The organism is Haloferax sp. S1W (assembly GCF_044593955.1).
Classification (GTDB): domain Archaea; phylum Halobacteriota; class Halobacteria; order Halobacteriales; family Haloferacaceae; genus Haloferax.
Window position 1 is genome coordinate 1761479 of record NZ_CP172595.1, and the last position, 23767, is coordinate 1785245.

A 23767-nucleotide genomic window follows, 5' to 3' on the forward strand; every position below is an offset into this window, starting at 1 on the left:
GACCGGGGTGGTCCCGTTCAGGTACTTAAACCTCAGCACTGTGAGACGGCTACTCAGACGCTGCGAACGGCCGTCAGAGAAGCGACCCTGCGGCGACAAAGGCGGCAAAGAACATCACCGTCGCCGAGATGAGCGCCCGCCCCACGCGAGACGCGACGAGGTGGCGGTCGAGTCCGTTCGAGACGCCGACCGAGAGCGTGGTAAGGAGGACCGCCGACAGGAGGACGTACGCGCCGACGGCGAGTCCGAGGTCGGACGTTGCGAGCGGAGCGGTGACGACCGACTGGTCGAGCGTCCGGGCGGGAGCCATCCCGTCGGCGAGCGCGACAGTCGCGCCCGCGACGAGCGGCCCGAAGACAGACGCCGTGTTCGAAAGCGTCTCGGTCACGGTTGCGAGTTCGCGGCGAGCCTCGGCGTCGAGGCGCGAGAGCGCGTCGAGTTGGTCGGCCATCGAGACGATAGCGCGGCCCGCGGGGCGGCCCTCGTGCGCCGCAAGGCCGAGAAGCGTCGCCACGCTGGCGACACGAGGACTCGGGAGGTCGTCGAGAACACCGTGGTCGCCACAGAACGAGTCCACGACCCCAACTCGGAGTCGGCGCTGAACCCCAACCGCATCCGAGAGCAGGTCGCCGGTGGGGCCGGGTGTCGTCTCCGCGGCGCGGGCGAGTGCGGACTCGACGGCCTCACCCTCGCCGACTGCGCGCCCGACGAGATACATCGCATCTGAGAGCCCTTCTTCGACCGCTCGGACGCGCTCGCGAAGTTCGACAACCGGCCGAGCACCAACGAAGAGCGCTGCGCCGGACGCGAGCCCGAGTGCGCTGAGTGGTGCCGCCCACGGCGCAACGAGGGCGCTGGCGGCGACGAATCCACCGCCGCCAGCGACGAGACCAGAACCGACTGCGAGCAGTCTGTGGTCTGCAACCGCCGGGTGTGAGGCGTCGATAGAAAGCGGGGCGAACGCGACCGGACGACGAACCAACACCCATCCGACAGCACCGAGGAGGCACACCGGGAGGACCACGTCGTAGAGAGCGACGACGTGCGCTACACCGACACCGACACCGGCAATGCGGGCCGCCGGAAGCGCACCGACCAGTGCCAAAGGCAGCAGGACGCCGAAGGCGTACACGGCAGTAATCGGCCCGCGGACATCGCCGACGAACGCGGCGAGTCGGTCGCGGGTTTCGACGCGCACAACCTCGTGCGCACGTTCGAGGGTTCGGTCCCGTTCTCCGGCGGGCACGTCCGCGGCGGTCTGCATCAGTGCCGCTGCCCGGTCGAGCGCGGGGAACCACGAACGCCACGCGGCCGCGAACTCTCCGAGGCCACTGGTCGGCGTTCCGCGGGCGCGTTCGACGTGGGCCGAAAGCGAGTTCGCCAGCGCGTCGTCGCTCGCATTTGCAGCGAACACGGCCGCACGCTCCACCGAGGGTTCGAGTCGCATCCGAAGCGCGAGTCGTCCGACCAACTCCGGTGCGCGGCCGAGCGCCCGCGTTCGCCGGAGCTGAGCGAGCCAGACCGGCGCAGTGTGAATGGCATGCGTCGTGCCGATGGCCGCAGCGAGGAAGACGAGCGCGACAGTTACCGGCGGAAGCCCGACAACTGCTGCAAGCAAGCCGCCGACGAAACCGGCGGGAACGCTTGCCCCGTATCCAGCGTCCACGACGGTTTGGGCATCAACTTCGGCGCTGAGGAAGGCCAGCGACCGCTCCAGTTCGTCGCCCGGTTCGACGGAGACGGGGGCGAGGCGCGCGAGCGATTCAGCTACGCGCGTGGTCGTCGTCTGCGTCAGCATCGGGACGCACCTCCGGCGCGGGCGGCAGCGATATCAGCAGGGGTTGTTCGCCCCGTCGCGGCGAGTGATTCGAGGTGACGGGCGCGCTCGTCGATTGCGTCGAGTACGTCGGCGTACGACTCGCCCGACCGCGCGAGCGTTTCGAGTGCGACGCTGTTCCCGCGCGCGACACACCCAGTCGGCGTGAGTGACGCGCCGTCGTGAGAGAACAACGTTTCGAACGTCGCGTCGCCGTCGGTCGGTCGAACCTCTTCGATTCTCGCGACGCGGTGGTCGTCGGCACGCTCACAGGTGACGACGAGGTCGGTCGCGGCGAACGACGAGGCGGGAACGCCGAGGTCGGAGACGACCCGTTCGCGCACGTCTGCCGCGCCGTCGCCGTGGATGGTTCCGAGGACGGCGCTCGCGTTCGCACCGACTCGCATGGCTTCGTAGAGGACGGCGGCCTCGTCGCCACGGACCTCGCCGACCGCGAGTGCCCCGTCGCCCAACCTGAGCGCGGCGTGAAGCGCCTCCTGTGGCGTCGGTTCTGGTCCGCCGGTCGTGTCGGTCCGAAGCGTCTGTACGTCTCTCCCGGCGGCCTGTAGTGCTGCCGCCGGAAGTTCAGGTGTGTCCTCGATGAGAACCGTCCGAACCGCAGCGGGGAGTTCCCACACGAGCGACCCGAGGAAGGTCGTCTTCCCCGCGCCGCGTGCGCCAGCGACGAGCACGGACGCACCGCGTTCGACCGCGAGCGAGCAGAGGGCCGCAGCATCGGCCGAGATAGTCCCGTTTTTGACCAGCGCAGGGAGCGTCAGCGGCGTCTCGTCGTGTCTGCGGAACGCAAATCCGAGTCCATCGCTCGCCGGTGCGGTCACGCCCGCGACGCGAACCGTCGCCCCACCGGCCTCGACAACGGTGTCGAGCGTAGGGTCCGCGCGGGAGAACGATGCGCCGCTCACGCGGCGGAGGCGCGACGCCAACGACTCAGCGCCGCGCGGCGCGAGTCGGACGTTCGTCGGCATCGACACGCCGTCTGCGACGACGCGAATCGGGTTCTCGTCGGCGGGCGTCGAGACGTACACGTCGGAGACAGCGGGGTCCGAAAAGAGGTCGTCGAGGACGCCGTGGCCGTGGGTGTGCTTCGCGAGAATCGAGGTGAGCACGTCCACCGGGTCGTCGGCGTCGGCAACGAGGCGGACGGCGCGGCCCGGTGCGCGCTCGCCAGCCTCTACGCGACCCTGTGCGAGCGCCTCGTGAGCGTCGGCGAGCGTGCGCGCCGACGCGGAATCGAGCGAGGACGCGAGCGGGTCGAGGTGATAGACGGGACCGTTCGGCGTCTCGTACCGACGAACGACCGCTCCGGAGTCCAGTTCGCTCGTCGAGACGAGTCGAGCGTCAGCAGGTGGCCTCGGGTCCACACGCGAGCGGGCAATCGTCGGTCCGACGACGGCGCGAAGTGCGTCCTCGTAGTCGCTGGCGCGGGCCGCACCCTCGGAGAGTCCCGTCTCGACAGCGGCGCGTTTGACCGGCCCCGCTCGACCGGTTGCTTCGTGCGCGGCGGCCAGCGGGTCGCGTCGAGCGCGTTCGGCGAGTCGGTCGTCACGAAAGCCAACTCGCTCTGCGAATCGCCCGGCCGCGACGAGGAGTCCCGTGGCGTCGTCGTCGTAGCGCCACTCTCGCCCGCCGACGCGAACGACGACCGAGTCGGCGTCGCGGGCTTCCAGCGCCCCGACGGCCGTCGCCCGGCACGCTGGCGAACACACGAGGAACCCGTCGTGCGGACAATCGCTCGCGTCGAGAACCAACGTCGCGCCGTCGTCGTGCAGGTCGTCGGTCGGGGACTCGAACGTCGGCGCACAGGCACACTCGGCCGCCGAGTCGTGGTCGGCCGCCGACGCGACGAGCGAATCCGGAAGTGCATCCGCGACGGGTGAGTCGTCGAGGGCGAGGGAGTCGGCAATCACACGCGAGAGGGACCGTCCGTCGTCGGGTGACGAAGAGCGGTCGAACCCGAGCGCGGCGGTAAGGTCGAGAGGCATACACCGGGGTGGTCCCGTTCGAGTATTTGAACCTACGTACGAGAAGCGGCCGGCGTTTGCTGTCGAGAAACCGGGGGTCAGGCTGGTTCGACCACGACGACCGGGCCGCGGGAATCAGCCCGTAGCGTGAGAAAGAGCCGGTGTGTCCCCGGGCCGAGCGAGAGGCGTTCGCCGACCACGTGGACTCGGGGGCCGCCGACGCGACGGACGACAGTCGGACCGTTCGCCGTCGTCGCCGTGAGTTCGATGCCATCGCCGCCGCGAATCGTGAGTTGCGAGACACGCGCCGCTCGCCACGACCCCGACGGAACGTCAAGCACGACGTGGCGACGGGCACCAGCAAGCCCGGTCGGTGGTGCGTCCTCGCTAGCCGCGAGTGCGGTCGCTGCGTGCGCTAGTTTGTCCGCCATCGACCCGACGGCGACGGTGGTCGCATCCGTCCGCGCGGCGTCGGCGGCCGGGAACGCGACGCCCGCAATCGCCACAGCGAGACAGCACGCGAGAACGACGCGAATCACAGCACGTCGCGGAGGCGGGCGGTCAGACCGCGCTCGGCGTCTGCGTCGGCATCGAGGGCGTCCTCAGAAGCAACAGCGTCGGGGTCGGGGCCGTCGATGGTGCCAGATTCGCGGTCGTCAACCGTCGCCGCGCGCGCTATCGCCGACTGCTGACGCGCGGCGTCAGACTCGTCTACGAGCGCAGCCTCAAGCGACTCCGCCTTCGCGAGTGCAGCGTCGGCCCGGCGTTCGACAGATTCGTTGACTGCGCGGATGCCGCCGAGATAGCCGCGGATGGCTTGCGTGGCGGCGTCGATGTCGTCAATGCGGTCTGTGAGCGTCTCGACAGTCGCTTCGAGGTCCGCGACGCGTGCTTCCACGGCAGCGAGGTCTTCGAGGTCGGAGACGGGCGCGTCGGTCCCCGTCAGGGTTCGTTCGACCGCATCGAGTCGGGCGGCGAGGTCTGCCGTCCGATGGGAGTCAGTCGAGGAGCGGTCGGTGTCGGTGGCCGATTGGGTAGCATTCGTCGCCGCGTGAGTGGCGTCAGCCGCGTCGTGGGTTGCGTCGGTCGGGAATCCGGTGGGACGTGTCATACGCCGGGGTGGTCCCGTTATCCGGGATAAACCTGCGCCTTCGGTTACCTCTGAAAAACCGCCGGTCGAACGGGGGCGGCAGGCGTGGGGAACGTTGAAGAGAGACCCCAGAGTGATGTTGAATATGAAGACTGTCCTGATTGGTCTCGGCCAGGCGGGTGGGAAGCTCACTGCGGCGCTTCGGTCGTTCGACGAACAGATGGGATTCGGTGCAGTCCTCGATGCAGTCGGGGTGAACACGGCGAAGGCTGACCTCCAACAGCTGCCGTTCGAAACAGTCCTCATCGGTCAAGACCGCGTCAATGGACACGGCGTCGGCGGCGACAACGAACTCGGGGCCGAGGTGATGGAGGCGGACAAGACCGAAGTCCTCTCGGCACTCGACGGCAAGGTCACCGCCGCTGCCGAGTCGATTTTCGTGGTGGCCGGACTCGGTGGGGGGTCCGGCTCCGGTGGAGCGCCCGTCCTCGCAAAGGAACTCAAACGCATCTACAACGTTCCTGTCTACGTGCTCGGCATCCTCCCCGGACAGGACGAAGGTGCGATGTATCAGGTGAACGCCGGACGGTCGCTCAAGACCGTCGCCCGCGAGGCTGACGCCGTCCTCCTCGTCGACAACGACGCGTTCCGGTCGGTCGGCGAATCGATGAGCGAAGGATTCGACGCGATTAACGAAGCCATCGCTCGGCGCGTCGGACTCCTGCTCGCGTCCGGCGAGGCGACAGAGGGCGTCGGTGAGAGCGTCGTCGACACCTCGGAAGTTATCAACACCCTCCGTGCGGGAGGTATCGCCGCGCTCGGCTACGCGAGTGCCGAGGCATCACCGGACGCAGAGGAGAACATCAACGCCGTGATGAGCATGGTCCGTCGGGCCGTCCTGACGGGAACGAGTCTGCCGGACGCGAGCGACGCGGACTCCGCGCTCGTGGTCGTCGCCGGAAAACCGGAGACGATTCCGCGAAAAGGTGTCGAGCGCGCTCGCCGATGGGTCGAGGAAGAAACCGGAAGCCTCCAGGTCCGTGGCGGCGACTTCCCGCTCGAAAGCGGCCGACTCGCGGCGCTCGTCCTCCTCGGCGGCGTCGAGCGGTCCGACCGCGTCGAGTCGTTCATGGAGCGTGCCCGTGCGGCCATCGACGAAGCGGAGAAGGAAACGCGCGAGGACCCCACGGAGATGTGGCAAAACGAGAAGATAGACGACCTCATCTGAGCGGCGTCGCTCCGCGCGGGAGGTGAATCGGCAACTAAAACGGTTATTTTGGGTCGAAAGCCGATTAACGGGTTTCGAGAGCCGACTACTTCTACTGGTGGATGAGGCTCGCGCCGTCGAGGTCGGTGCGCGCGTAGTCGACTTCCATCAGGTCGAGGATGGTCGGCGCGATGTCGTAGAGGTCGGCGTCTTCGATTTCGGCGTCCGGGTGGTCGATGAGCAGCGTCGCATTGTCGAAGCTGTGCATCCCGTTGCGCGGGCCGGTACCGAACACGTCGGCGTGACCCTTGAAGCCGGACTTGAGGTCGAAGCCGTGGTTCGGGATGACGACGAGGTCGGGTGCGATGTCGTCGTGGTCGCCGCGGAAGGCATCTTCCTTGACGACGACGCGGTCTGCGACCTTCTTGCCGTCGGGTCCTTCGAGGGCTTCGAGTTCGGCTTTCAGTTCGGCGCGGACTTCCTCGTACTCGTCCTGCGGGACGGAGCCACGGGGTTCGCGGCCTTCGAGGTTGATGAAGAAGCGACCGGGGATAAGCGAGTAGGCACGGGACTCCTCGGCGATATCCGTGAGCGCCTCGTGGTCGTCGTCCTCGTAGGAGAGCCAGCCGTTTTCTTCGAGCCACGTGTTGCAGTGGACCTCGTAATCGAGCGACGTGAAGCCGTGGTCGGAGGCAACGACGAGCGTCACGTCATCGGGGAGGAGGGCACGAATCTTCCCGAGGTAGTCGTCGACCTTCCGGTAGAACTCCATGAAGGCGTCTTTGTTCTCGCCGTCGCGCTCGTAGTCCTTGAACAGGAAGTGGTTGACCCGGTCGGTCGTCATGAAGACGCCGAAAAAGAGGTCCCAGTCATCCTGCTCCAGATAGTGTTTGAACGCCTCGAAACGCTTGTCGAGCGTCTTGTGGGCGTCCTCGACGAAATCGGTCTTGTCGTCTTTGTGCCCGAGTTTGGCGTTCACGTCGATTTTGTAGCCGATGTTCTGGAGCGTATCGCGGAGTTCGTCGGGGAACGCCGCCTTGTCGACGCCGGGCGAGAGGAATCCGGAGACCATGCGCTGGACGTTTCGCTGCGGCGGGAACGTCACGGGGACGTTCATCACAGTCGCGTCACGGCCAGCGTCGGTGATGCGGTCCCAGACGCGTGTGGCCTGTACGTCGCGGCCCATCGGGACGTACGTGTCGTACGACCGGACCTCGCGGTCCTGGAAGCCGTAGACACCGGTCTCACCGGGGTTGACGCCGGTTGTGAGAGCCGGCCAACAGGCACTGGATTCCGGCGGGACGATGCTGTCTATCGCGCCAGCAGCGCCGTCGTCGGCCAGTGCGACGACGTTGGGGAACTCTTCAGGATGGTCGGAGAGGAGGCTAAAGGGGACCCCGTCGATGCCGATGAAGGCGACACGCGGATGGTCCTTACCGCGGAGTCGGTCGAACAAACCCATACCTCACGGTATCCAAGAGAACCATAAGAAGGTTCGTCTCTCTACATCCGATTGCGGCGACGTACGACGAACCCGACGCGCTAACCGAGACAGCGGCGAAATTCGCCGGTCAAAGAACCCGCGCGAAACCGCGTGAGTCGAGAGAAAGCCCGCGTGGATTGTGAGAGTGCCCGCATGGCTTGAGTGCTACTCTGGCGCGCGAGGCCGACCGGGCATCGAGAGCGGCCGTTCCTGTGCCAACGATGTCCGTCCGCTGACCCGGAGTTCGCTCGTGGCGACGAAGGCCAGTCCCCACAGGACGAGTGCGGCGGCCCAGACGATATCGACACTGGACACTTGCGCCGGGAACACGAGCGAGAGCGCACCGAAGTAGACGGCAAGGCCGGCAGACAGCCACGCGACGAAGCGGTGGCCGGGTGCGCCCGCGGCGGCGACCAAACTAGTCAGGAGGAGGATGATGGACATCATCGCCATCTCCATGTAGTGGCCCATGACCGCGTGACTATCGCCGGTACTCTGGAGGCCGAACTGATTCACCGCGAAGGCCAACACCGGAATCGCCGCGACGGCGACCAGACCGAGCAGCGCCGGACTGTAGTCCTCACCGAGCGAGAGCACGTCGCGGCCCGCCGGGTGGAACAACATCATCAACCCCGTCAGCACGAAGAACGGGATGACCTCTTCGACCGGGCCGCCGCCGACTATCGTCGCGACGAGGATGAGCACCGTCACCGCGAACGCGATTTGCATGAGCGCGACGCGCTTGAGCGGGCGATACAACTGCGCCGCGACGGCGAGGATGATTATCCAGGCGTTCGCCGCGATAGTCATGAGATGCAGGCGATGGATGCCGAGTTCCTCGCCACCCGTCCCCCACCCGAGTATCGAGAACGACAGGAGTTCGGAGATGAACGCGGCCGCCATCCCGAGCGTCACGAGCACGAGAAGGTAGAACGCGTAGAGTCGAGCCTGTCCGAACGTCGTCGATGTCTCTTCGTCCGAAGCCGACCCACGTCCACTGGTATCGCTAGCCATGATTCGTGTAAGTAATACGTCGAACGACGGCATAACCATTTTTCAGCATTTTCAGCTGGTTTACTGATTGTTTACGCGATTCGAGTGTTCGGACGGTCCCGGATGCGTCACGGCGAAGGAGCGAAGTGTCACGCAGGGCAAGGTCAGGTCGTGAAGGAGTTCGAGCGCAAGCAACTGTTAGAGCGCGTCAACCGGGAGGGCGCGACGGTGGGCGTACAGATTCCCGAAACCATCGAAATACAGGGTGAGATGGTCGACCTCCGTGAGTTCGTCTTCGAAATCAAGCGGCGAGACACCATCCCTGCAGGTGAACACGAGCGCGTCGACCAGGCGAAACGCAACCTCCGGCGGGAGCGACTGGAACGGTTGCAACCAATCGAGGACAACGAGGTGAGCTACGAGGAAGGTCAACAACTCGTCAACGCCATCGTCGGCATCGACCGAGCGCTGAATGCACTCGAACAGCTCCGCCCGGAGGACCTCGAACAGGAAGCGAAACTCCAGAACGCGGCCGACCAGAAGCGCTGGATGAACTTCCTGAAGAAGGCGCTCGGCCGCGACGGAGGCGCAAGTAAGCGAGGTGGCCGATGAGCCGAAACGACGAGATTGCGACGCTCCTCGAAGAGTTCGCCGACCTGCTCGACGCGAAAGGCGTCGAGTACAAGCCGACGAGTTACCGCCGGGCAGCAGAGAATATCCGCGAGCATCCGAACCCCATCGAGGACCTCGCCGCGGAAGGCGAAGACGCAGTCCAAGAAATCGACCGCGTCGGCGACGCCATCTCGTCGAAGATAGTCGAGTACTTCGAAACCGGGCACATCGAGGAGTTAGACGACCTCCGAGACGAGTTGCCCGTGGACATGGCCGGGCTGACGAGCGTCGAAGGCGTCGGTCCCAAAACGGTCGGCACGCTCTACGACGCTCTCGGTATCACCGACCTCGACGAGTTGGAGGCGGTCGCCCGCGACGGGAAGATTCAGGAGGTCAAAGGCTTCGGCGCAAAGACCGAACAGAATATCCTCGACGGCATCGACTTCGCCCGCGAATCGACCGGCCGGGAACTGCTCGGGAAAGCCCGCCCTGTCGCCGACGACCTGATGGCGTCTCTCAGCGAGAACAGCGCCGTCGAAGCGGTTGAACCCGCTGGGTCGATGCGCCGCTGGCGCGAGACGGTCGGTGACATCGACATCCTCGTCGGCAGCGACGACCCCGCGTCCGTCATCGACCACTTCGTCGACTTCGAACTCGCAGGCGACATCATCGAAGCGGGCGAGCAGAAGGCAAGCATTCGGGTGAACGCGATGCGGGTCGACCTCCGCGTCGTCGACCCCGACGAGTACGGAGCCGCCCTCCAGTATTTCACCGGAAGCAAGGACCACAACGTCCACCTCCGAAACATCGCCATCGACCGCGGCCTCAAGATGAACGAATACGGGATGTTCGACATCTCCGACGTTGCGGACGCCGACGACGGCCCGCGCGTCGGCGAGCGAGTCGCTGGCAACACGGAAGAGTCGATGTACGCCGCGCTCGACTTGCCGCTCATCCCGCCCGAGATGCGCGAAGACACCGGCGAGATAGCGGCCGCGACCGACGGAAAACTTCCAGACCTCCTCGAAGAGGGCGAGATTCGCGGCGACCTCCACACGCACACCGAGTGGTCCGACGGCGACAACACCATCGCCGAGATGGTCGCCGCGGCCGAAGAACGCGGCTACGAGTACCACGTCGTCTCCGACCACGCGACCGGCCCCGGCATGGTCGGCGGCGTCGGCGTCGAAGACGACGAGTTACTCGAACAGGCTGACGAAGTTCGGGCTGCTGCCGAAGACGCCGACATCGCGGTCTTCCACGGCGTCGAGGCCAATATCGACGCCGAGGGTGGCATCTCCGTCGCGGACGACGTGCTCGACCAACTGGATGTGGTCGTCGCCTCGCCCCACAGCGCGCTCGACCAAGACCGAGAGACAGCGACGGAGCGTCTCGTCCGCGCGATGGAACATCCCGAAGTCGACATCCTCGGTCATCCCACGGGACGCCTCATCAACCAGCGTCCCGGTCTCCCACTCGATTACGAGCGAATCGCCGAGGCGGCGGTCGAACACGACGTTGCGCTCGAACTCAACGCGAGTCCGTACCGCCTCGACCTGAACGGTGAAGCACTCAAAATCGCCGTCGAGGCGGGCGCGACAATCGTCATCAACACCGACGCGCACCGACCCGCCGAACTCGACCACGTCCGGTATGGGATTCACACCGCCCGGCGCGGGTGGGTCGAGACAGCCGACGTACTGAACGCCCGCCCGGTCGAAGACCTTCGGGACTTCGTGCAGTGACCGAGGACCGCGACACCACCGACACCGACAGCGATGGCGTCGGAACCGACCATCCGGGAACCGTCGCATCGGGCATCGACGGCGGCACCCCGGCCGAGACCGCGTTCCTTTTGGACGTGATGCTCGGCAAACTCGCCACGTACCTGCGGATGTGTGGGTACGACACCGCCTACGCGCTCGACGAGCAGGATTCCGACCCCGGCGACGCGCACCTCATCGACCGCGCTGCGGCAGAACCTCGGGTGATTCTCACACGGGACGTGTCGCTCGCCGAGCGAGCACCCAAAAGCGTCCTGTTGACCGAAAAAGACCCGCTGAGTCAGCTCAGGGAACTCGAATCAGTCGGCTTCGACGTCTCACTGACCGACGAACCGACTCGCTGTGGCGTCTGCAACGGACGGGTCGAGAACGTCGGTGGTGACGACCCAATACCGGAATACGCGCCCGACGACAGCGAGACGAGACTGTGGCGCTGTCGCGACTGCGGACAGGTGTTCTGGCGGGGCAGCCACTGGCGAGACGTCGAATCACGCCTGAACGAGTTGTGAAAAGAGTCAGTTCGTGTCGAGGGTGGTTCCTTACTGGCGGCCGCGGGGGAACCACGCGTCACAGGCTTCCATATCCTGCATCATCTCGTCGTGGATGGCGCAGTAGGGCTTGAGTCCGTCGGAGGTGCGGACGTACTCGAAGTACGCGCAGTTGCCACAGTAGCGGTCGCCGACCGTCGCGTTCTCCGGTCGGTTCGCATCCGGGTGCTCGGTGGCATTCGAGGCCTGCATGTCCTGTCCCTGCGACGGCGAGGGTGAACTCGCGGTTTCCGGGCCGGACGGGGCCTGTTGGCGCTGGTCGTCGAGTGGAGACGAGAGTTCTTCAGTGGACGCGCCACCGTCGGTGGCACCGGTGGGTGAACCGCCGAGGCCCGAGTCCTGTGCCGACTGCGCGTTCGTCTGCGTATCGACCTCGCCGTCAGGCGTCCCGCCGAGGAAGCCGATACCGCCGAGTCCGCCGCGGACGCGCTTTTCGACCTCGACGACGCGCGTCTCTCCTTTCTTCGTTACTTGGACCGTGGCGGTGCCGCCGGGGTCGTTCCGCGTCTTGAAGTTAGCGACGCCGACGAACAGGCACCAGAAGGTCGTGATAGCGCCGAAGAAGTAGACGCCGACCGTTTCGAGCGTCAGGTCCCTGAGGCCCTCACCACAGGTCGCACCCGACCACTGACACGGGTACGCATGCGAAAAGAGTGCGACCCCGAGGACGGCGATGCTGGCACCGATGACGGCAGCAGCACGAGTCCGACGGCTGGCGGGGAGGACGGTGAACACGCCGAGGAAGACAGCGGGTACACCAATACCTCCGAGGATGCCCCCGAGTTCCCGTGCTTCGCCGAGCGTCGCGCCACCCGACGTGTACACGTCGGTCGTCGCGACCACGATGCCCGCGATAACGAGCAGCGCACCGGCGAGGAACACCCCGAACCCCAGGGACAGCCGTCGGAGACTCGGGCCGCCACGGCCACCGTGATACGCCTCCGAAAGACTGGTCATGAGACCGTGTACGAAACGAGTCCCTAAAACGATGCGTCAGACGATTGTCTGTTTCCCGACACGTCGCGGGCTATTGATTTCGACGGGTTCTCGATGGCGATGCGAATCTCGAAGGGATTATCATGCGCGGTAGCCAACCGTTGCGCATGGCTGACGAGGAAGCAGACGAGGCACCTGCCGTCGAACTGGGCGAGGGCGAATCCGTCGATGGCGCGCCGCTCGCGCGCGTCGCCTCCCGGTTGACGTGGCCCCAAGAAAAGAGCAGCATCCTGAACAAGGAAGGCGATGCGGTCATCCGCACGCCGTCCGGTCCCCAGACCCTCGAAGCGGTCCTCGAAGACGTTGACGAGACGTACTTCGACACGCGCCAGACGTTCGTCGAGGACGTACTCGACATCGTCGGTCGGGAACCGGTCGCAACCGAATAACGGTGTTTCGCCGCCGGTTCAAGCGGCTTCCGTGGCTGTACCGCGCGCTCCTCGTTGGGGGCGTCATCGGTGCCGCGTGGAGTCTCTGGCCGATACCCGGCGGTGACCTCACGTACCGTGCGGTCCACGACGCGCTGCTCTTTATTCTCCTTCCCGGGGCGCTCGCCGTGTCGCACGGCCGCAATCTCGGTTGGACAGTGGACCGCACCGCGCTTCGAAACACGGTCCTCCTCGCGCTGTTCGTCCTCCCCTTCTACCTCGTCGGGTCGTCGCTCCCGTCGATTCGGACGTACTACCCGATGTGGCACACCTCGACGGCGCTCGCGCAGTTTCTGCCGCACGCCGCGCAGCAACTGCTCATCGTCGTTGCCGCCGAGACGTACTACCGCGGCTTGCTCTGTGTTGGCGTCCGCGACATCGGCCGCAAGAGCGCACTCATCAGTCCCATCCTCTATGCGTTCCACCACGTCGGCAAGCCCCCGATAGAGATTCTGCTGTCGGCCCCGACGGACGTGCTGTTCGGCCTCGTGGACTACGAGAGCAACTCGATTCTCCCCTCTATCGTCGCCCACGGGTTCGGACTCATCCTCCTCGACTGGTTGGTGCTCCACCCGCCGCTGTTCCCCCCGAATAAGGTAGTCGCGGCGCTCCAGTGGCTCCCGATTCCGATATGAGTGAGGACGAAACCAGCGACCCGACCGACGAGACAGCTTCCGCGCCGCACGACGCACACTCCAAGGGCAACTACTTCAGCGACGACTACTCCAGCGACGACCACCTCTCCGATGCACACCCCAGTCTCGGACTCGCCCGCGGGACAGTCGACCTCGCCGAATACGACACCGCATGGCCCGAGGCGTACGGGGCCGAAGTCGCCCGCCTCCGGCCCCGGCTCGGCGATTCCGTCCTCGAATTCGAGCACGTCGGCAGTACATCGGTTCCGGGACTCGCCGCGAAGCCTATCGTCGATATGCTCGTCCTCGTTTCTGACCTCGACGCGACCGACGAGGTAGCTCGCACCCTCTCCAACGCGGGCTACGAGGAACGACCGAACGACGACGTACCTGACCGGCGGTTCTTCGCCCGTGGCCCGCCATCGTACCGGACGCACTACCTCTCTGTGACCGAGCGCGGGAGCGACTGCCACCGCGAGCAGGTGGCGTTTCGCGACGCCCTGCGCTCGAATCGGGCGCTCGCGGCGGCGTACGAAACTCTCAAGCGCGGACTGGCGTCGGACCACCCGGACGCACGCGATGTCTACACCGAGTCGAAGTCCGGGTTCGTCCAGTCAGTTCTCAGTGGAACGAATGCCCCGCCCGACGTCTGAGACCGTTCGACCGAGTACTGCGTGCGCGAATCTTACAATACAGGTAGCTTTTCCACACCGGAGCGTGAAAGGAGACCATGGCACTCCCTATCGACCCGACCGCCATCAAATCGGACGACATCGGCGAGGAGCGCGCTGTTCTCCACATGGAACACGAGGAGGCAATCGAGCACGTCCGCGAGGCCTTTACGGACGCCGGGTTCGGTGTGGCCACCGAATTTTCGCCCTCGGAACTGCTCAACGAGAAAGTCGACGCCGGACGCGACCCGTACTACGTGCTCGGTGCGTGCAATCCCGCGATGGCCGACCGCGCCCTCGACGCCACCGACAACCAACTCGGCGCGCTCTTCCCGTGTAACGTGGTTATCTGGGAGGAAGAACCCGGCACGCAGGTCGTCTACCACGTGAGCATCATGCGCATCGCTCGTCTCGTCGGCATCGCCCCCGACAACGCGGAGATGGCCGATATCGTCGCCGACACGGGCGAACTCGTCGACGCGGCGATTGCCAATCTCGACGCCGCCGACGAATAGGACTTAGACCGACTCTAACTCTTCGAGCGCGTCGGCGATTCGCTCGATGTCGCCGCGAATCTTGTACAGGAGGTAGATGCCGACGACTGCCGCAACGACCGGCAGGAGGCCGACGACGGCATAGAGGAGGAAGATGATGAGCAGTTCTGGACCGCCGGGTACCTGTAACGGGAGCATACACAAACCTCCCGCTCTACTGCCAAAATACTTCACTCGGCCGACCCGGAGTCGGTCGCTCGTCCGACGGCGAAGGCCGCCGGTCAGGAGAAGTCGAAGATGTTCGTCTGAAGGCCCGCCGCCATCGTCGACTTCCGCTTGAGGTCGGCCAGTGAGATGGGGAGGTACTCCGTCACGTCGCGGACGGCACCGCCGAACGTCTCGGCCCCGGCTTTCTCCCCGTCGAAGGCGTTGCGGACGGACTCGCGGACCTGCCAGACGCCGACCGGCCCCCAGTACTCGTCAGAGACGTGTCTAAGAACGATGGCCTTCGCCTGTCGCCCCCGGTCGTGGAGGTGTTCGAGCACCCCGAGTCGTGAGGCGTGATACGCGCCCGCCGTCTCCTCGACGTATGCCGACCGGCCCTCGTAGCCCTCGCTGTCGGCGGCGAGGTACATCCCCGCCTGTGGGTCGGGGTTCCAGACGCTCCCCGGCGCTTTCATCTCCACCAGTTCGAACTCCCAGCGACCCGGTGCGAGAATCACCCAGAAGGCGTTACCGAGGAACTCGTTACGGTAGATTTCCACCCCGTCGATGGAGGGTGCGTGTTTCACCTTCCCCCGGAGGTACTGCCCGACAGTGTCGTCTACGGCGGTGATGGACCACCGCGTCGGGACGAGTCGGCGCTGCGTGGTCTGGCCCAGTGCGCCGGCCGAGAGGATGGTGTTGATATCGTACACGTCGAATCCGCGGCGGTAGAGGAAGGTCATCGCCCCCTGCGCGTTCCAGTCGTCGTCTTCCAGCGTCTTTTTCACCAGTTTCGGGACGTGCGGATTCTCCGCGAGGTCGGCCGAGCGAGCGCGGGCGCGAGGTCCGACCGGTGTCGCCACGTCGTCAGCGCGGGCGTCGAGGTTCAAATCCGGTTTCCCGTCGAGTCCGATTTCGACCGTTACGGGGCGGTCGGCGATGGCGACTTCGCGCTGTGTCCCGAGAAAGCCGTCCCACGAGTCGGCGACGTTCGTGACCTTCGTCCCGCGGTTCGAGTTCAGAAGCGACGTTCGGCGCTGGAACACGTCTTCGATACTCACGCCCTCGTCGTACCACGCGGCGCTGGTCTCGAAGGCGGCGGCGTCCTCGTCGTGGCCGACCGGCGAGAGGATGCCCGTCGAGACGCGCGGGTAGTTCGAGCGCCCGACGAAGATGGACGGCGAGACGCCGCCGTACAGCGAATCGCCCTGCACCGTCTCCTCGAACCGGTCCTGAAAGGTTTCGAGGTGGTCGAGGATGCCGTAGGACTTCTCTTCGGCGAGGCGGCGGCGCTCGGCACGCTCGTCTCGCTCGATGTCCATGTACTCGTCGAGCCGCATCACCGGAAGTGGGGCGGCCGACGGTATGAACCTTCGGCGACGCCGCCGCGTGCAACAGAAAAACGGAGTACAACCGGAGCGTTTCGGATTGTTCCACCCCAGATTATCGTCCAGATAATAACGGTCACGAAGGCAGACCGACTCACCACCGGGACCCAACGTGGCTGTTCCGGATGGCGTCGTTCGACCGACGCCAGAAGTCTACCCAAGGAATCCATATGGTACGAATCACACGCAGACGAGTACTCGGATTAGTCGCATCGTCACTGACTCTCAGCGCCCTCTCACCGTCGGCGATGGCCGAACTGTCTACCCAAGGCAGCGAGAACCCCGACAGTCAGTCAGACGGATACGACTCTGCCAGTCAGTCTGACGACCACGACTCCGAGAAGTCGAGTGAGTCAGACGAGCACGGCGACAGAACGGACTGTGCCGCCGTCACCTTCGAACCGCAGACGACCGACGGCACCGAACTCGTCGTCGAACACATCGCACTTCCGGATGGTGGGTACGCCGTGGTCCACACGTTAGACCACGGGACACTCGGCGTGAGCGCCTACCTCCCGCCGGGCGCTCACGAGAACGTCGCCGTCGAACTCGACTCGCCACTCGACTCAGACACGCGACTACAGGTGATGGCGCACAGGGAGACAACCGGAAACGAAACCTACGACCACAGCAGCGAGTGTGACGGTGACGGCCACTACGCCTGTGACGGCGACGTGGTGGCCGAAGAAGCCGACGTGACCGTCGACGCCGACTGCCAGTAGCGTCGCTGGCGGTCGGTGACAAATCAGGTGTGGATACCCATCGCTTCGATTTGTTCTTGGTAGCGGTTCCGGATGGTGACTTCCGTCACCTGCGCGACGTCGGCGACTTCGCGCTGTGTCTTTTTTTCGTTGCAGAGAAGCGACGCCGCGTAGATAGCCGCTGCCGCATATCCGGTCGGCGACTTCCCCGAGAGCAGGCCCTGTTCCGCCGTGGTCTCGATAATCTCGTTCGCCTTCGACTGCACCTCCTTCGAGAGGTCGAGTTCCGACGAGAACCGCGGAACGTACTTTTTCGGGTCGACCGGCCGCATCTCCAGGCCGAGTTCCTGCGAGACGTATCGGTACGTGCGGCCGATTTCCTTTCGCTCCACGCGAGAAACCTCGGAAATCTCTTCGAGCGAGCGGGGAATCCCCTCCTTCCGACAGGCGGCGTAGAGACACGCGGTTGCGACCCCCTCGATAGACCGCCCGCGAATCAGGTCTTCGTCAAGTGCCCGTCGGTAGATAACGGACGCGACTTCGCGGACGGACCGCGGTACGCCGAGTGCCGAGGCCATACGGTCGACTTCGCTGAGCGCGAACTGGAGGTTGCGCTCGCCCGCGTCCTTGGTTCGAATTCGTTCTTGCCACTTTCGAAGGCGGTGCATCTGTGACCGCTTGCGCGACGAAATCGACCGGCCGTAGGCGTCTTTGTCCTTCCAGTCGATAGTCGTCGTCAACCCCTTGTCGTGCATCGTCTGGGTCGTCGGTGCGCCCACGCGCGACTTCTGCTGTCGTTCAGAGTGGTTGAACGCACGCCACTCCGGGCCGGGGTCGATGCGCTCTTCTTCGAGAACGATACCGGTTTCTTCGTGAATTAGTTCACCGTCGGAAGTTCGGACGACCTCCTCCGGGTCCAAATTGTCGACATCGAGTTCTGCTTCGGCTTCGTCGTCCGCCGACTCCTCTCCCCATCGAGTCCGTTCGTGCTCGCGCTCCCGCTGGCGGGTGGGCCGTTTCATCGCATTTATATACTGTCTGGAGCTTCGTACTTCAAATTTGTCCCGGAAGGAAATATTTTCCAGAACGCTCCGGCGGGACCGAGCGAACCGACTTTATTCGCCCCCCGGTGAGGTGAGGGTATGCCGACGGTCGAGTGTGACCCCGACGAAGCGCGACGACGGCTCGAAGACGCGGGTGTGACCGTCACTCCCGGGAACACCGAACACGAACGCTGGCGGGCCGAGCGCGGTGCCGCGACAGCAGTCGCCTACGACGAGAAAGTCGTCGTACAGGGTGCGTCGCCAACGGATATCCTACCCATCTTACAACCCGGCGGCGGCCGGGCACACGTGTACTTCGACGGGGCGAGTCGAGGCAACCCCGGCCCAGCAGCGATTGGCTGGGTCATCGTTACGAGCGAGGGCATCGTCGCCGAAGGCTCGAAGCGAATCGGGAAGACGACCAACAATCGCGCGGAGTACGAGGCGCTCATCGAGGCGCTCGAAGCGGCCGACGAGTACGGATACGACGAAGTCGACGTACGAGGGGACTCACAACTCATCGTCAAACAGGTCCGCGGCGAGTGGAAGACGAACGACCCCGGACTTCGCGAACACCGCGTCACGGTCCGCGAACTGCTCGACCGGTTCGACCGCTGGTCGCTCGAACACGTACCGCGGGAGATAAACGACCGCGCCGACTCCTTAGCCAACGAGGCCCTCGATAATGCCTGAGTCAGACCTTCCAGAGGACGTACAACAGGAGGCCGAGCGGTTGACTCGACTCGCACATGACGCCGTCGACCCTGACGAGCGCGAGACGTACCGGGCGGCGCGCGACGAACTCGTCGAACCGTACGGGTTCACGGCGCGGGTCCGCGATGAAGACGACGTGCTCGTTCTCCACCCGGACTCGTGGGTCAACGACGACGGACTGGTCCACCCGGGCCGAATCGACGACATCGACCGCGGCGTCGAACGGCCGCTCCGAGGGACCGGAGAGGACCACGAGTGGAGCGCAGTCGAGGCGCACAACGCCGAAGTCGTCGCAGAAATCGCCGACGAACACGGCCCGGACCACGCCGCGAACGCACGCGCGTTCGCGGACTTCCTCGGGAACCACTACGTCCGCCGAATCGAGACAGCGGGCGCTCACGAAGTGCGTGAGTTCGTCGAAGAATATTATCCACGCAATGCGTGGCCGACCGATAAACAACGGTCGATTCTTCCCGAGTCGTTAAAGTTGCTCTTCGACGCCGTAGGCGCCGAAGTGCCCGAGTACAACTAACGAACTCGGTGGTATGCCAGCTTACAGTTTGGCGTTGACGCGTTCGGTGACCATCTCGGCGCGTTCGTCGTCGGTGACGAACTTCGAGAACATCCAGTCGAACCGGTCGAGGACCGCCTGAAGGCCGTCGTCGGTCAGTTCGTACTGGTTGGTGCGCTTGTCGAGTTCACTCTTCTCGACGAGGTCCATCTCGACGAGGTCGTCAAGGTTGGGGTAGAGACGCCCGTGGTTGACTTCAGTGCCGTAGTAGGTCTCGAGGTGACGCTTGATTGCCAGTCCGTACATCGGTTCCTCGGCGAGGATGACAAGGATGTTCTGCTGGAATGCGGTGAGGTCGCGCGCTGCACCGGATTCATTGCCAATTGTTTGTGCCTCTGACATGCATGTGGAAATGTCACCTGTCTATTTAAACTTTGTCAACGCAGGTCCTGTTTTCCGATGTGATAACGGACATTGTCGGGGCAAAATAGGAACTAGAACCTACTGAATCGCCGATTATAACGTAAATCAACCCGGTGGTATATACTTAAACGATATCTGGGGTATGCCCTTGGCATTCTTGGAAGAATACTTCACACCCATTCAGCGGGGTTGTAGAAGAATACTCAGAGAATACCTCTGGTTCTGGATACTTTTGAAACTGTGGCTATAACGCAAAATTAATCCATGTTAATACTTGACACGTCGGTTTAGTAATCCACTGCAGGCATGCGACGAACTCGTTCAGCGACCGATGCCGAAAGGACTTTTGCTCGTATCGAGGATGGGTTCGGTATGGTGAACCTCTGGGAAGATATGGAAACCGGCCCCGACGCGCCGGACGAAATCTACGCAGTTGTCGAGTGTCTCAAAGGCGAGCGCAACAAGTACGAGTACGACAAGGACATTCCCGGCGTCGTCCTCGACCGCGTGCTTCACTCTAACGTCCACTACCCCTCTGACTACGGCTTCATGCCGCGGACGTACTACGACGACGAAGACCCCTTCGACGTGCTCGTCCTCGTCGAAGACCAGACGTTCCCCGGCTGTGTCATCGAAGCCCGTCCCGTCGCCCTCATGAAGATGGACGACGACGGCGAGCAGGACGACAAGGTCATCGCCGTCCCCATCGAGGACCCGCGCTACGACCACATCGAAGACCTCGAAGACATCCCGCAGCAGACGCTCGACGAGATTGACGAGTTCTTCGCGACGTACAAGAACCTCGAAGAAGGCAAGGAAGTCGAGACCCTCGGCTGGGAAGACAAGCAGGCCGCGAAGGACGCCATCGAGCACGCGATGGACCTCTACGAAGAGAACTTCGCGTAACTCCGTCTCGAACCCACGTCTCGAACTACCGCTTTTTTGGACACGACTCTCTGAGCAGCGGCACTCGGCTCAGTCGGACGGTGACCCGGAAACGAAAACACTCACAGAAAACACAACGACGCCCGCGCAGCGAAATCGGCAGCCCTCGACAGCTCGCATACACACCGGTTATCGGGTCCCCGTCAGGAGATAAATTATGCGCATGGGTAATTATTAGTCGTCTCGGCGGGTAGGTACTGATGAGAATGGCAGCCAAACAACCCCGTCTCGGTCTCCACCACACGACCGTCGTCCCGACGAATTTCACGCCCACATCCGCGGAGAGCGGGGACACCGACGAAGCGTCGTCCGACGACGAGTAAATCGTCCGTATTCTCGTATCTGCTGCGTTTTTGAGCGGCCGCGCCGGTTCCGAATCGACGACCGAAAGCTGTGTGGCCACGACGCGCAGGAGGCAACCCCTTTTTATCTCGCCGCCGCAAGTCGTCAGTAATGGCTACTTGCGACGAGTGCGGCCGGCACGAGAACCTGCCGTACCGCTGTTCTCGATGTGGCGGAACGTTCTGTTCGGAACACCGCCTGCCGGAGAATCACGAGTGTCCGGGGCTTTCGAGTTGGAACGACCCGTCGGGAGTCTTCGAGAGTAGCTTCGACGACTCGGTGAGTACCAAAAGCGGCCGCGCCAGCAGCCTCCTCGGTTCGCTCACAGGCACTGGTGGGCCACTCGGCTACTTCCGCGGGAACATGGCCTACGCCTTCCTCGCGCTCATGTGGGTCACGTTCGCGCTGGAATGGGCCGTCATCCTCGGGATGCAGGCCGGAATCTTCCCCAGAGGGACGTTCAGCGCTGTGTTCACGCTGAGTTCGTCCCATCCGCTCTTCGTCTGGACGTGGGTTACGTCGGTGTTCTCCCACAGTCCGGTGTCGTTCTACCACATCGTCGGTAACAGCATCGTCCTGTACTTCTTCGGCCCGCTGGTCGAACGCTACATCGGGTCGCGGAAGTTCGCCGCTCTGTTCGTCGTCGCCGGAATGGCTGCAGGACTCGCCCACATCGGGAGCAGTTTCGTCCTGACGCCGGGCATTCCCACGTCGGTTCTCGGCGCGTCCGGGGCCGTCTTCGCCATCCTCGGCGTCCTCACGGTGCTGAACCCGAGCCTCCGCATCTACCTGTACTTCCTCATCCCCATCCCGCTTTGGCTCTTCACCCTCGCGTTCGCGGCCATCTCGGTCGTGTTCTTCCTCGAACCGAGCACCGCCGCGTCGGCCGGACAGGGCAACGTCGCCCACTTCGCTCACCTCGTGGGTCTCGTCATCGGCCTCGCGTACGGCCAGCGGGTGAACGGAAAGCGAAACGTTCCCAACCAGATGTCGCTCGGTGGCAGTCGTCGCGGCGGCGGCGGCCGGTTCTAAGATGCACCCGGCCAATCCAGACCTCGCGCCGCGACCCGGCCTCTCGCGCGACGAGATGGAAGCGCTTCAGCGCCGCGTCGCCGAGACGGCCGTCTTCGAAGACGACATCGCCTTCGACCCCGCGAGCGTCTCGCTCGGCGACCCGAACGCCACGACACTCGACGGAGCAGGCAAAAGCGACGATTCCGACCCGCCGCTCGTCGCGGGCATCGACCAGGCATTTCTCGACGACAGCGCCGTAAGCGCCGTCGTCGTACTTCGCGGCGGTGAGGTCGTCGAGCGCGTTCATGCCGTGTCAGACCTCGATCTCCCGTACGTCCCCGGCCTGCTGTCGTTCCGTGAGGGCGGTCCCATCCTCGACGCGCTGGCCAAACTCGACACCGACCCGGACCTCCTCGTGTTCGACGGGTCTGGCCGTATCCACTTCCGACAGGCCGGACTGGCGACCCACGTGGGTGTCGTCTGTGACGTTCCGAGCATCGGCGTCGCCAAGTCGCTTCTCTGCGGCGACCCCGACGAGAGCGTAGACGGCCACCCAGTCGGGTGGAAGACGCCGATTCGCGCGGACGACTCGGTCGATGCGGTCGGTGGGCACCCCGCAACCCCGGAGACGATTCTCGGGTACGCCTACCAGTCGCGGCAGTACGAATCGAACCCCATCGTGAACCCGTTGTACGTCAGCCCCGGCCACCGCCTGTCTCCGGAGACGGCGGTCGACCTCGTCGCTCGACTCGGTGGCGACTACAAACTCCCCGAACCAACGCGTCTCGCGGACGCCTACGCGGACGAGGCGAAAGCGCAGTACTAGCAGCGGGACGGGGTCCTCCCTTATCGAGAATCGCGTACACTTAACAGCGCACGGTTCGACCTACCGGCGTGCATCAGAAGTCGGTCCTCATCACCGGTTGTTCCTCGGGAATCGGGCGCGAGACGGCGCTCCAGTTCCTCGACGAGGAGTGGGAGGTCTACGCCACCGCTCGGAACCCTGCAGACATCGAGACGCTGGGTGAGCGCGGTGCGACCATCGCGACGCTCGACGTTACCGACCAGTCGGACGTCGACCGCGTCGTGGACCGAATCATCGACGAACAAGGACGTATCGACTGTCTCGTCAACAACGCGGGCTACGGGCAACTGGGCCCCATCGAAGACGTGCCGACCGAGATGGTCCACGACCAGTTCGACGTGAACGTCTACGGTCCCCACCGCCTCACACGCGCTGTGCTTCCGCACATGCGCGCACAGGAGGATGGAACCATCATCAACGTCTCCAGCGTCGTTGGGCGCGTCTCGTTCCCCGGAACCGGCGTCTACGCCGGGTCGAAGTTCGCGCTCGAAGCGATGACCGATGCCCTCCGCGGCGAGGTCGAAGCATACGGCATCGACGCCGTTCTCATCGAACCCGGGCCGGTCGAGACGCAGTTTACAGAGCGCGTCGACGTCGAGGTCAACGGCGGCGACAAGACTGACGGTATCGAGCGCTCCGGCGCGTACGAGACTATCTACAAACTGCTCGACGATACGGCCGCCCTCGGCGGCAGCGGCCCCGGTGCGATTCCACCGGCGCACGTCGCAGCAGACATCGTCAACGCCGCGAGTTCGACGAAACCGCGCGCCCGGTATCAATCCGGTCCCGTCGCACGCGCCACCGTCCTCGGGCGGTTCGTCCCCGACGCGTGGCGTGACGCGCTGTACGGACTCGTTCGAAAGTTCCTCTGACTGTTT

Annotated in this window: 27 protein-coding genes; 16 read left to right on the plus strand and 11 right to left on the minus strand. The window is 64.5% G+C overall.

Going from position 1 to position 23767, the window contains the following annotated elements; all coding sequences use genetic code 11:
- Positions 1-73 precede the first annotated feature (73 nt).
- From ACH9L7_RS09245 to ACH9L7_RS09260, 4 genes are all read right to left on the minus strand, one after another.
- Positions 74-1798 carry a type II secretion system F family protein gene (locus tag ACH9L7_RS09245; RefSeq protein ID WP_396610434.1) on the minus strand — a complete coding sequence of 575 codons (1725 nt, stop codon included), beginning with the start codon at positions 1796-1798 and terminating at the stop codon, positions 74-76.
- On the minus strand, positions 1792-3819 hold the full coding sequence (locus ACH9L7_RS09250) for an ATPase, T2SS/T4P/T4SS family (RefSeq protein WP_396610435.1): 2028 nt from the start codon (positions 3817-3819) through the stop codon (positions 1792-1794). The genes ACH9L7_RS09245 and ACH9L7_RS09250 overlap by 7 nt, the downstream gene beginning before the upstream one ends.
- A 77-nt stretch (positions 3820-3896) precedes the next feature.
- Positions 3897-4337 (minus strand): hypothetical protein, encoded by a 441-nt coding sequence (locus ACH9L7_RS09255; protein ID WP_396610436.1) that lies wholly within the window; start codon positions 4335-4337, stop codon positions 3897-3899.
- On the minus strand, positions 4334-4909 hold the full coding sequence (locus ACH9L7_RS09260) for a hypothetical protein (RefSeq protein WP_396610437.1): 576 nt from the start codon (positions 4907-4909) through the stop codon (positions 4334-4336). Before ACH9L7_RS09260 ends, ACH9L7_RS09255 begins: the two co-directional genes overlap by 4 nt.
- A 124-nt stretch (positions 4910-5033) precedes the next feature.
- Here ACH9L7_RS09260 and ACH9L7_RS09265 point away from each other — a divergent pair, with 124 nt between their 5' ends.
- A complete protein-coding gene (locus ACH9L7_RS09265; RefSeq protein ID WP_396610438.1) occupies positions 5034-6116 on the plus strand; it encodes a tubulin/FtsZ family protein in 1083 nt (360 codons plus the stop codon).
- Positions 6117-6207: 91 nt separating this feature from the next.
- Here the strand turns inward: ACH9L7_RS09265 and ACH9L7_RS09270 are convergent, their stop codons facing one another.
- Both ACH9L7_RS09270 and ACH9L7_RS09275 read right to left on the minus strand, forming a co-directional pair.
- Positions 6208-7557, minus strand: a complete 1350-nt coding sequence (locus tag ACH9L7_RS09270; protein ID WP_396610439.1) for an alkaline phosphatase family protein — start codon at positions 7555-7557, stop codon at positions 6208-6210.
- A 186-nt stretch (positions 7558-7743) separates the two neighbouring features.
- Positions 7744-8592, minus strand: coding sequence for a hypothetical protein (locus tag ACH9L7_RS09275; protein ID WP_396610440.1), 849 nt, complete (start codon positions 8590-8592; stop codon positions 7744-7746).
- A gap of 150 nt (positions 8593-8742) precedes the next feature.
- Between ACH9L7_RS09275 and ACH9L7_RS09280 the strand changes: the two genes are divergently transcribed.
- From ACH9L7_RS09280 to ACH9L7_RS09290, 3 genes are read left to right on the plus strand one after another with little or no spacing between them, the layout of a single operon-like run.
- Complete coding sequence (locus tag ACH9L7_RS09280) at positions 8743-9183, plus strand: DUF5788 family protein (protein WP_396613253.1); 441 nt, start codon at positions 8743-8745, stop codon at positions 9181-9183.
- Positions 9180-10928 carry a DNA polymerase/3'-5' exonuclease PolX gene (polX, locus tag ACH9L7_RS09285; RefSeq protein ID WP_396610441.1) on the plus strand — a complete coding sequence of 583 codons (1749 nt, stop codon included), beginning with the start codon at positions 9180-9182 and terminating at the stop codon, positions 10926-10928. Before ACH9L7_RS09280 ends, polX begins: the two co-directional genes overlap by 4 nt.
- On the plus strand, positions 10925-11476 hold the full coding sequence (locus ACH9L7_RS09290) for a Mut7-C RNAse domain-containing protein (RefSeq protein WP_396610442.1): 552 nt from the start codon (positions 10925-10927) through the stop codon (positions 11474-11476). The genes polX and ACH9L7_RS09290 overlap by 4 nt, the downstream gene beginning before the upstream one ends.
- A gap of 30 nt (positions 11477-11506) precedes the next feature.
- On the opposite strand, the gene ACH9L7_RS09295 is transcribed toward ACH9L7_RS09290, so the two are convergent.
- Positions 11507-12472, minus strand: a complete 966-nt coding sequence (locus ACH9L7_RS09295) for a ribonuclease BN (RefSeq protein WP_396610443.1) — start codon at positions 12470-12472, stop codon at positions 11507-11509.
- Positions 12473-12618: 146 nt separating this feature from the next.
- Here ACH9L7_RS09295 and ACH9L7_RS09300 point away from each other — a divergent pair, with 146 nt between their 5' ends.
- The 4 genes from ACH9L7_RS09300 to ACH9L7_RS09315 all read left to right on the plus strand — a co-directional run bounded on the left by ACH9L7_RS09300 (position 12619) and on the right by ACH9L7_RS09315 (position 14760).
- The gene (locus ACH9L7_RS09300) at positions 12619-12900 is read left to right on the plus strand and encodes a DUF5789 family protein (protein ID WP_396610444.1); all 282 of its coding nucleotides are present in this window, start codon (positions 12619-12621) and stop codon (positions 12898-12900) included.
- A 2-nt stretch (positions 12901-12902) separates the two neighbouring features.
- Positions 12903-13574 carry a type II CAAX prenyl endopeptidase Rce1 family protein gene (locus ACH9L7_RS09305; RefSeq protein ID WP_396610445.1) on the plus strand — a complete coding sequence of 224 codons (672 nt, stop codon included), beginning with the start codon at positions 12903-12905 and terminating at the stop codon, positions 13572-13574.
- Positions 13571-14227, plus strand: a complete 657-nt coding sequence (locus tag ACH9L7_RS09310) for a GrpB family protein (protein ID WP_396610446.1) — start codon at positions 13571-13573, stop codon at positions 14225-14227. The genes ACH9L7_RS09305 and ACH9L7_RS09310 overlap by 4 nt, the downstream gene beginning before the upstream one ends.
- Before the next feature lie 77 nt (positions 14228-14304).
- A complete protein-coding gene (locus ACH9L7_RS09315; protein WP_396610447.1) occupies positions 14305-14760 on the plus strand; it encodes a DUF302 domain-containing protein in 456 nt (151 codons plus the stop codon).
- Positions 14761-14763: 3 nt separating this feature from the next.
- Here the strand turns inward: ACH9L7_RS09315 and ACH9L7_RS09320 are convergent, their stop codons facing one another.
- Positions 14764-14937, minus strand: a complete 174-nt coding sequence (locus ACH9L7_RS09320; RefSeq protein ID WP_396610448.1) for a hypothetical protein — start codon at positions 14935-14937, stop codon at positions 14764-14766.
- Between the two features lie 83 nt (positions 14938-15020).
- Positions 15021-16283 (minus strand): DNA repair protein NreA, encoded by a 1263-nt coding sequence (gene nreA / locus ACH9L7_RS09325; protein WP_396610449.1) that lies wholly within the window; start codon positions 16281-16283, stop codon positions 15021-15023.
- A 218-nt stretch (positions 16284-16501) separates the two neighbouring features.
- Here nreA and ACH9L7_RS09330 point away from each other — a divergent pair, with 218 nt between their 5' ends.
- Positions 16502-17053 (plus strand): hypothetical protein, encoded by a 552-nt coding sequence (locus tag ACH9L7_RS09330; protein ID WP_396610450.1) that lies wholly within the window; start codon positions 16502-16504, stop codon positions 17051-17053.
- Between the two features lie 23 nt (positions 17054-17076).
- Here the strand turns inward: ACH9L7_RS09330 and ACH9L7_RS09335 are convergent, their stop codons facing one another.
- The gene (locus tag ACH9L7_RS09335; RefSeq protein WP_396610451.1) at positions 17077-18054 is read right to left on the minus strand and encodes a transcription initiation factor IIB family protein; all 978 of its coding nucleotides are present in this window, start codon (positions 18052-18054) and stop codon (positions 17077-17079) included.
- 120 nt (positions 18055-18174) lie between these two features.
- On the opposite strand from ACH9L7_RS09335, the gene rnhA reads away from it, so the two are divergent.
- Both rnhA and ACH9L7_RS09345 read left to right on the plus strand, forming a co-directional pair.
- Positions 18175-18768 (plus strand): ribonuclease HI, encoded by a 594-nt coding sequence (gene rnhA, locus ACH9L7_RS09340; protein ID WP_396610452.1) that lies wholly within the window; start codon positions 18175-18177, stop codon positions 18766-18768.
- Positions 18761-19321 carry a rnhA operon protein gene (locus tag ACH9L7_RS09345; protein ID WP_396610453.1) on the plus strand — a complete coding sequence of 187 codons (561 nt, stop codon included), beginning with the start codon at positions 18761-18763 and terminating at the stop codon, positions 19319-19321. Before rnhA ends, ACH9L7_RS09345 begins: the two co-directional genes overlap by 8 nt.
- A gap of 21 nt (positions 19322-19342) precedes the next feature.
- Here the strand turns inward: ACH9L7_RS09345 and ACH9L7_RS09350 are convergent, their stop codons facing one another.
- On the minus strand, positions 19343-19702 hold the full coding sequence (locus tag ACH9L7_RS09350) for a PadR family transcriptional regulator (protein WP_396610454.1): 360 nt from the start codon (positions 19700-19702) through the stop codon (positions 19343-19345).
- 393 nt (positions 19703-20095) lie between these two features.
- On the opposite strand from ACH9L7_RS09350, the gene ACH9L7_RS09355 reads away from it, so the two are divergent.
- From ACH9L7_RS09355 to ACH9L7_RS09375, 5 genes are all read left to right on the plus strand, one after another.
- Positions 20096-20629: an inorganic diphosphatase gene (locus ACH9L7_RS09355; RefSeq protein ID WP_396610455.1), complete on the plus strand. Its 534-nt coding sequence runs from the start codon at positions 20096-20098 to the stop codon at positions 20627-20629.
- Between the two features lie 239 nt (positions 20630-20868).
- On the plus strand, positions 20869-20991 hold the full coding sequence (locus tag ACH9L7_RS09360; protein ID WP_396613324.1) for a hypothetical protein: 123 nt from the start codon (positions 20869-20871) through the stop codon (positions 20989-20991).
- Between the two features lie 130 nt (positions 20992-21121).
- On the plus strand, positions 21122-22042 hold the full coding sequence (locus ACH9L7_RS09365; protein ID WP_396610456.1) for a rhomboid family intramembrane serine protease: 921 nt from the start codon (positions 21122-21124) through the stop codon (positions 22040-22042).
- A 1-nt stretch (position 22043) separates the two neighbouring features.
- A complete protein-coding gene (locus ACH9L7_RS09370; RefSeq protein ID WP_396613254.1) occupies positions 22044-22850 on the plus strand; it encodes an endonuclease V in 807 nt (268 codons plus the stop codon).
- Positions 22851-22918: 68 nt separating this feature from the next.
- The gene (locus ACH9L7_RS09375) at positions 22919-23761 is read left to right on the plus strand and encodes an SDR family oxidoreductase (protein ID WP_396610457.1); all 843 of its coding nucleotides are present in this window, start codon (positions 22919-22921) and stop codon (positions 23759-23761) included.
- Positions 23762-23767 lie beyond the last annotated feature (6 nt).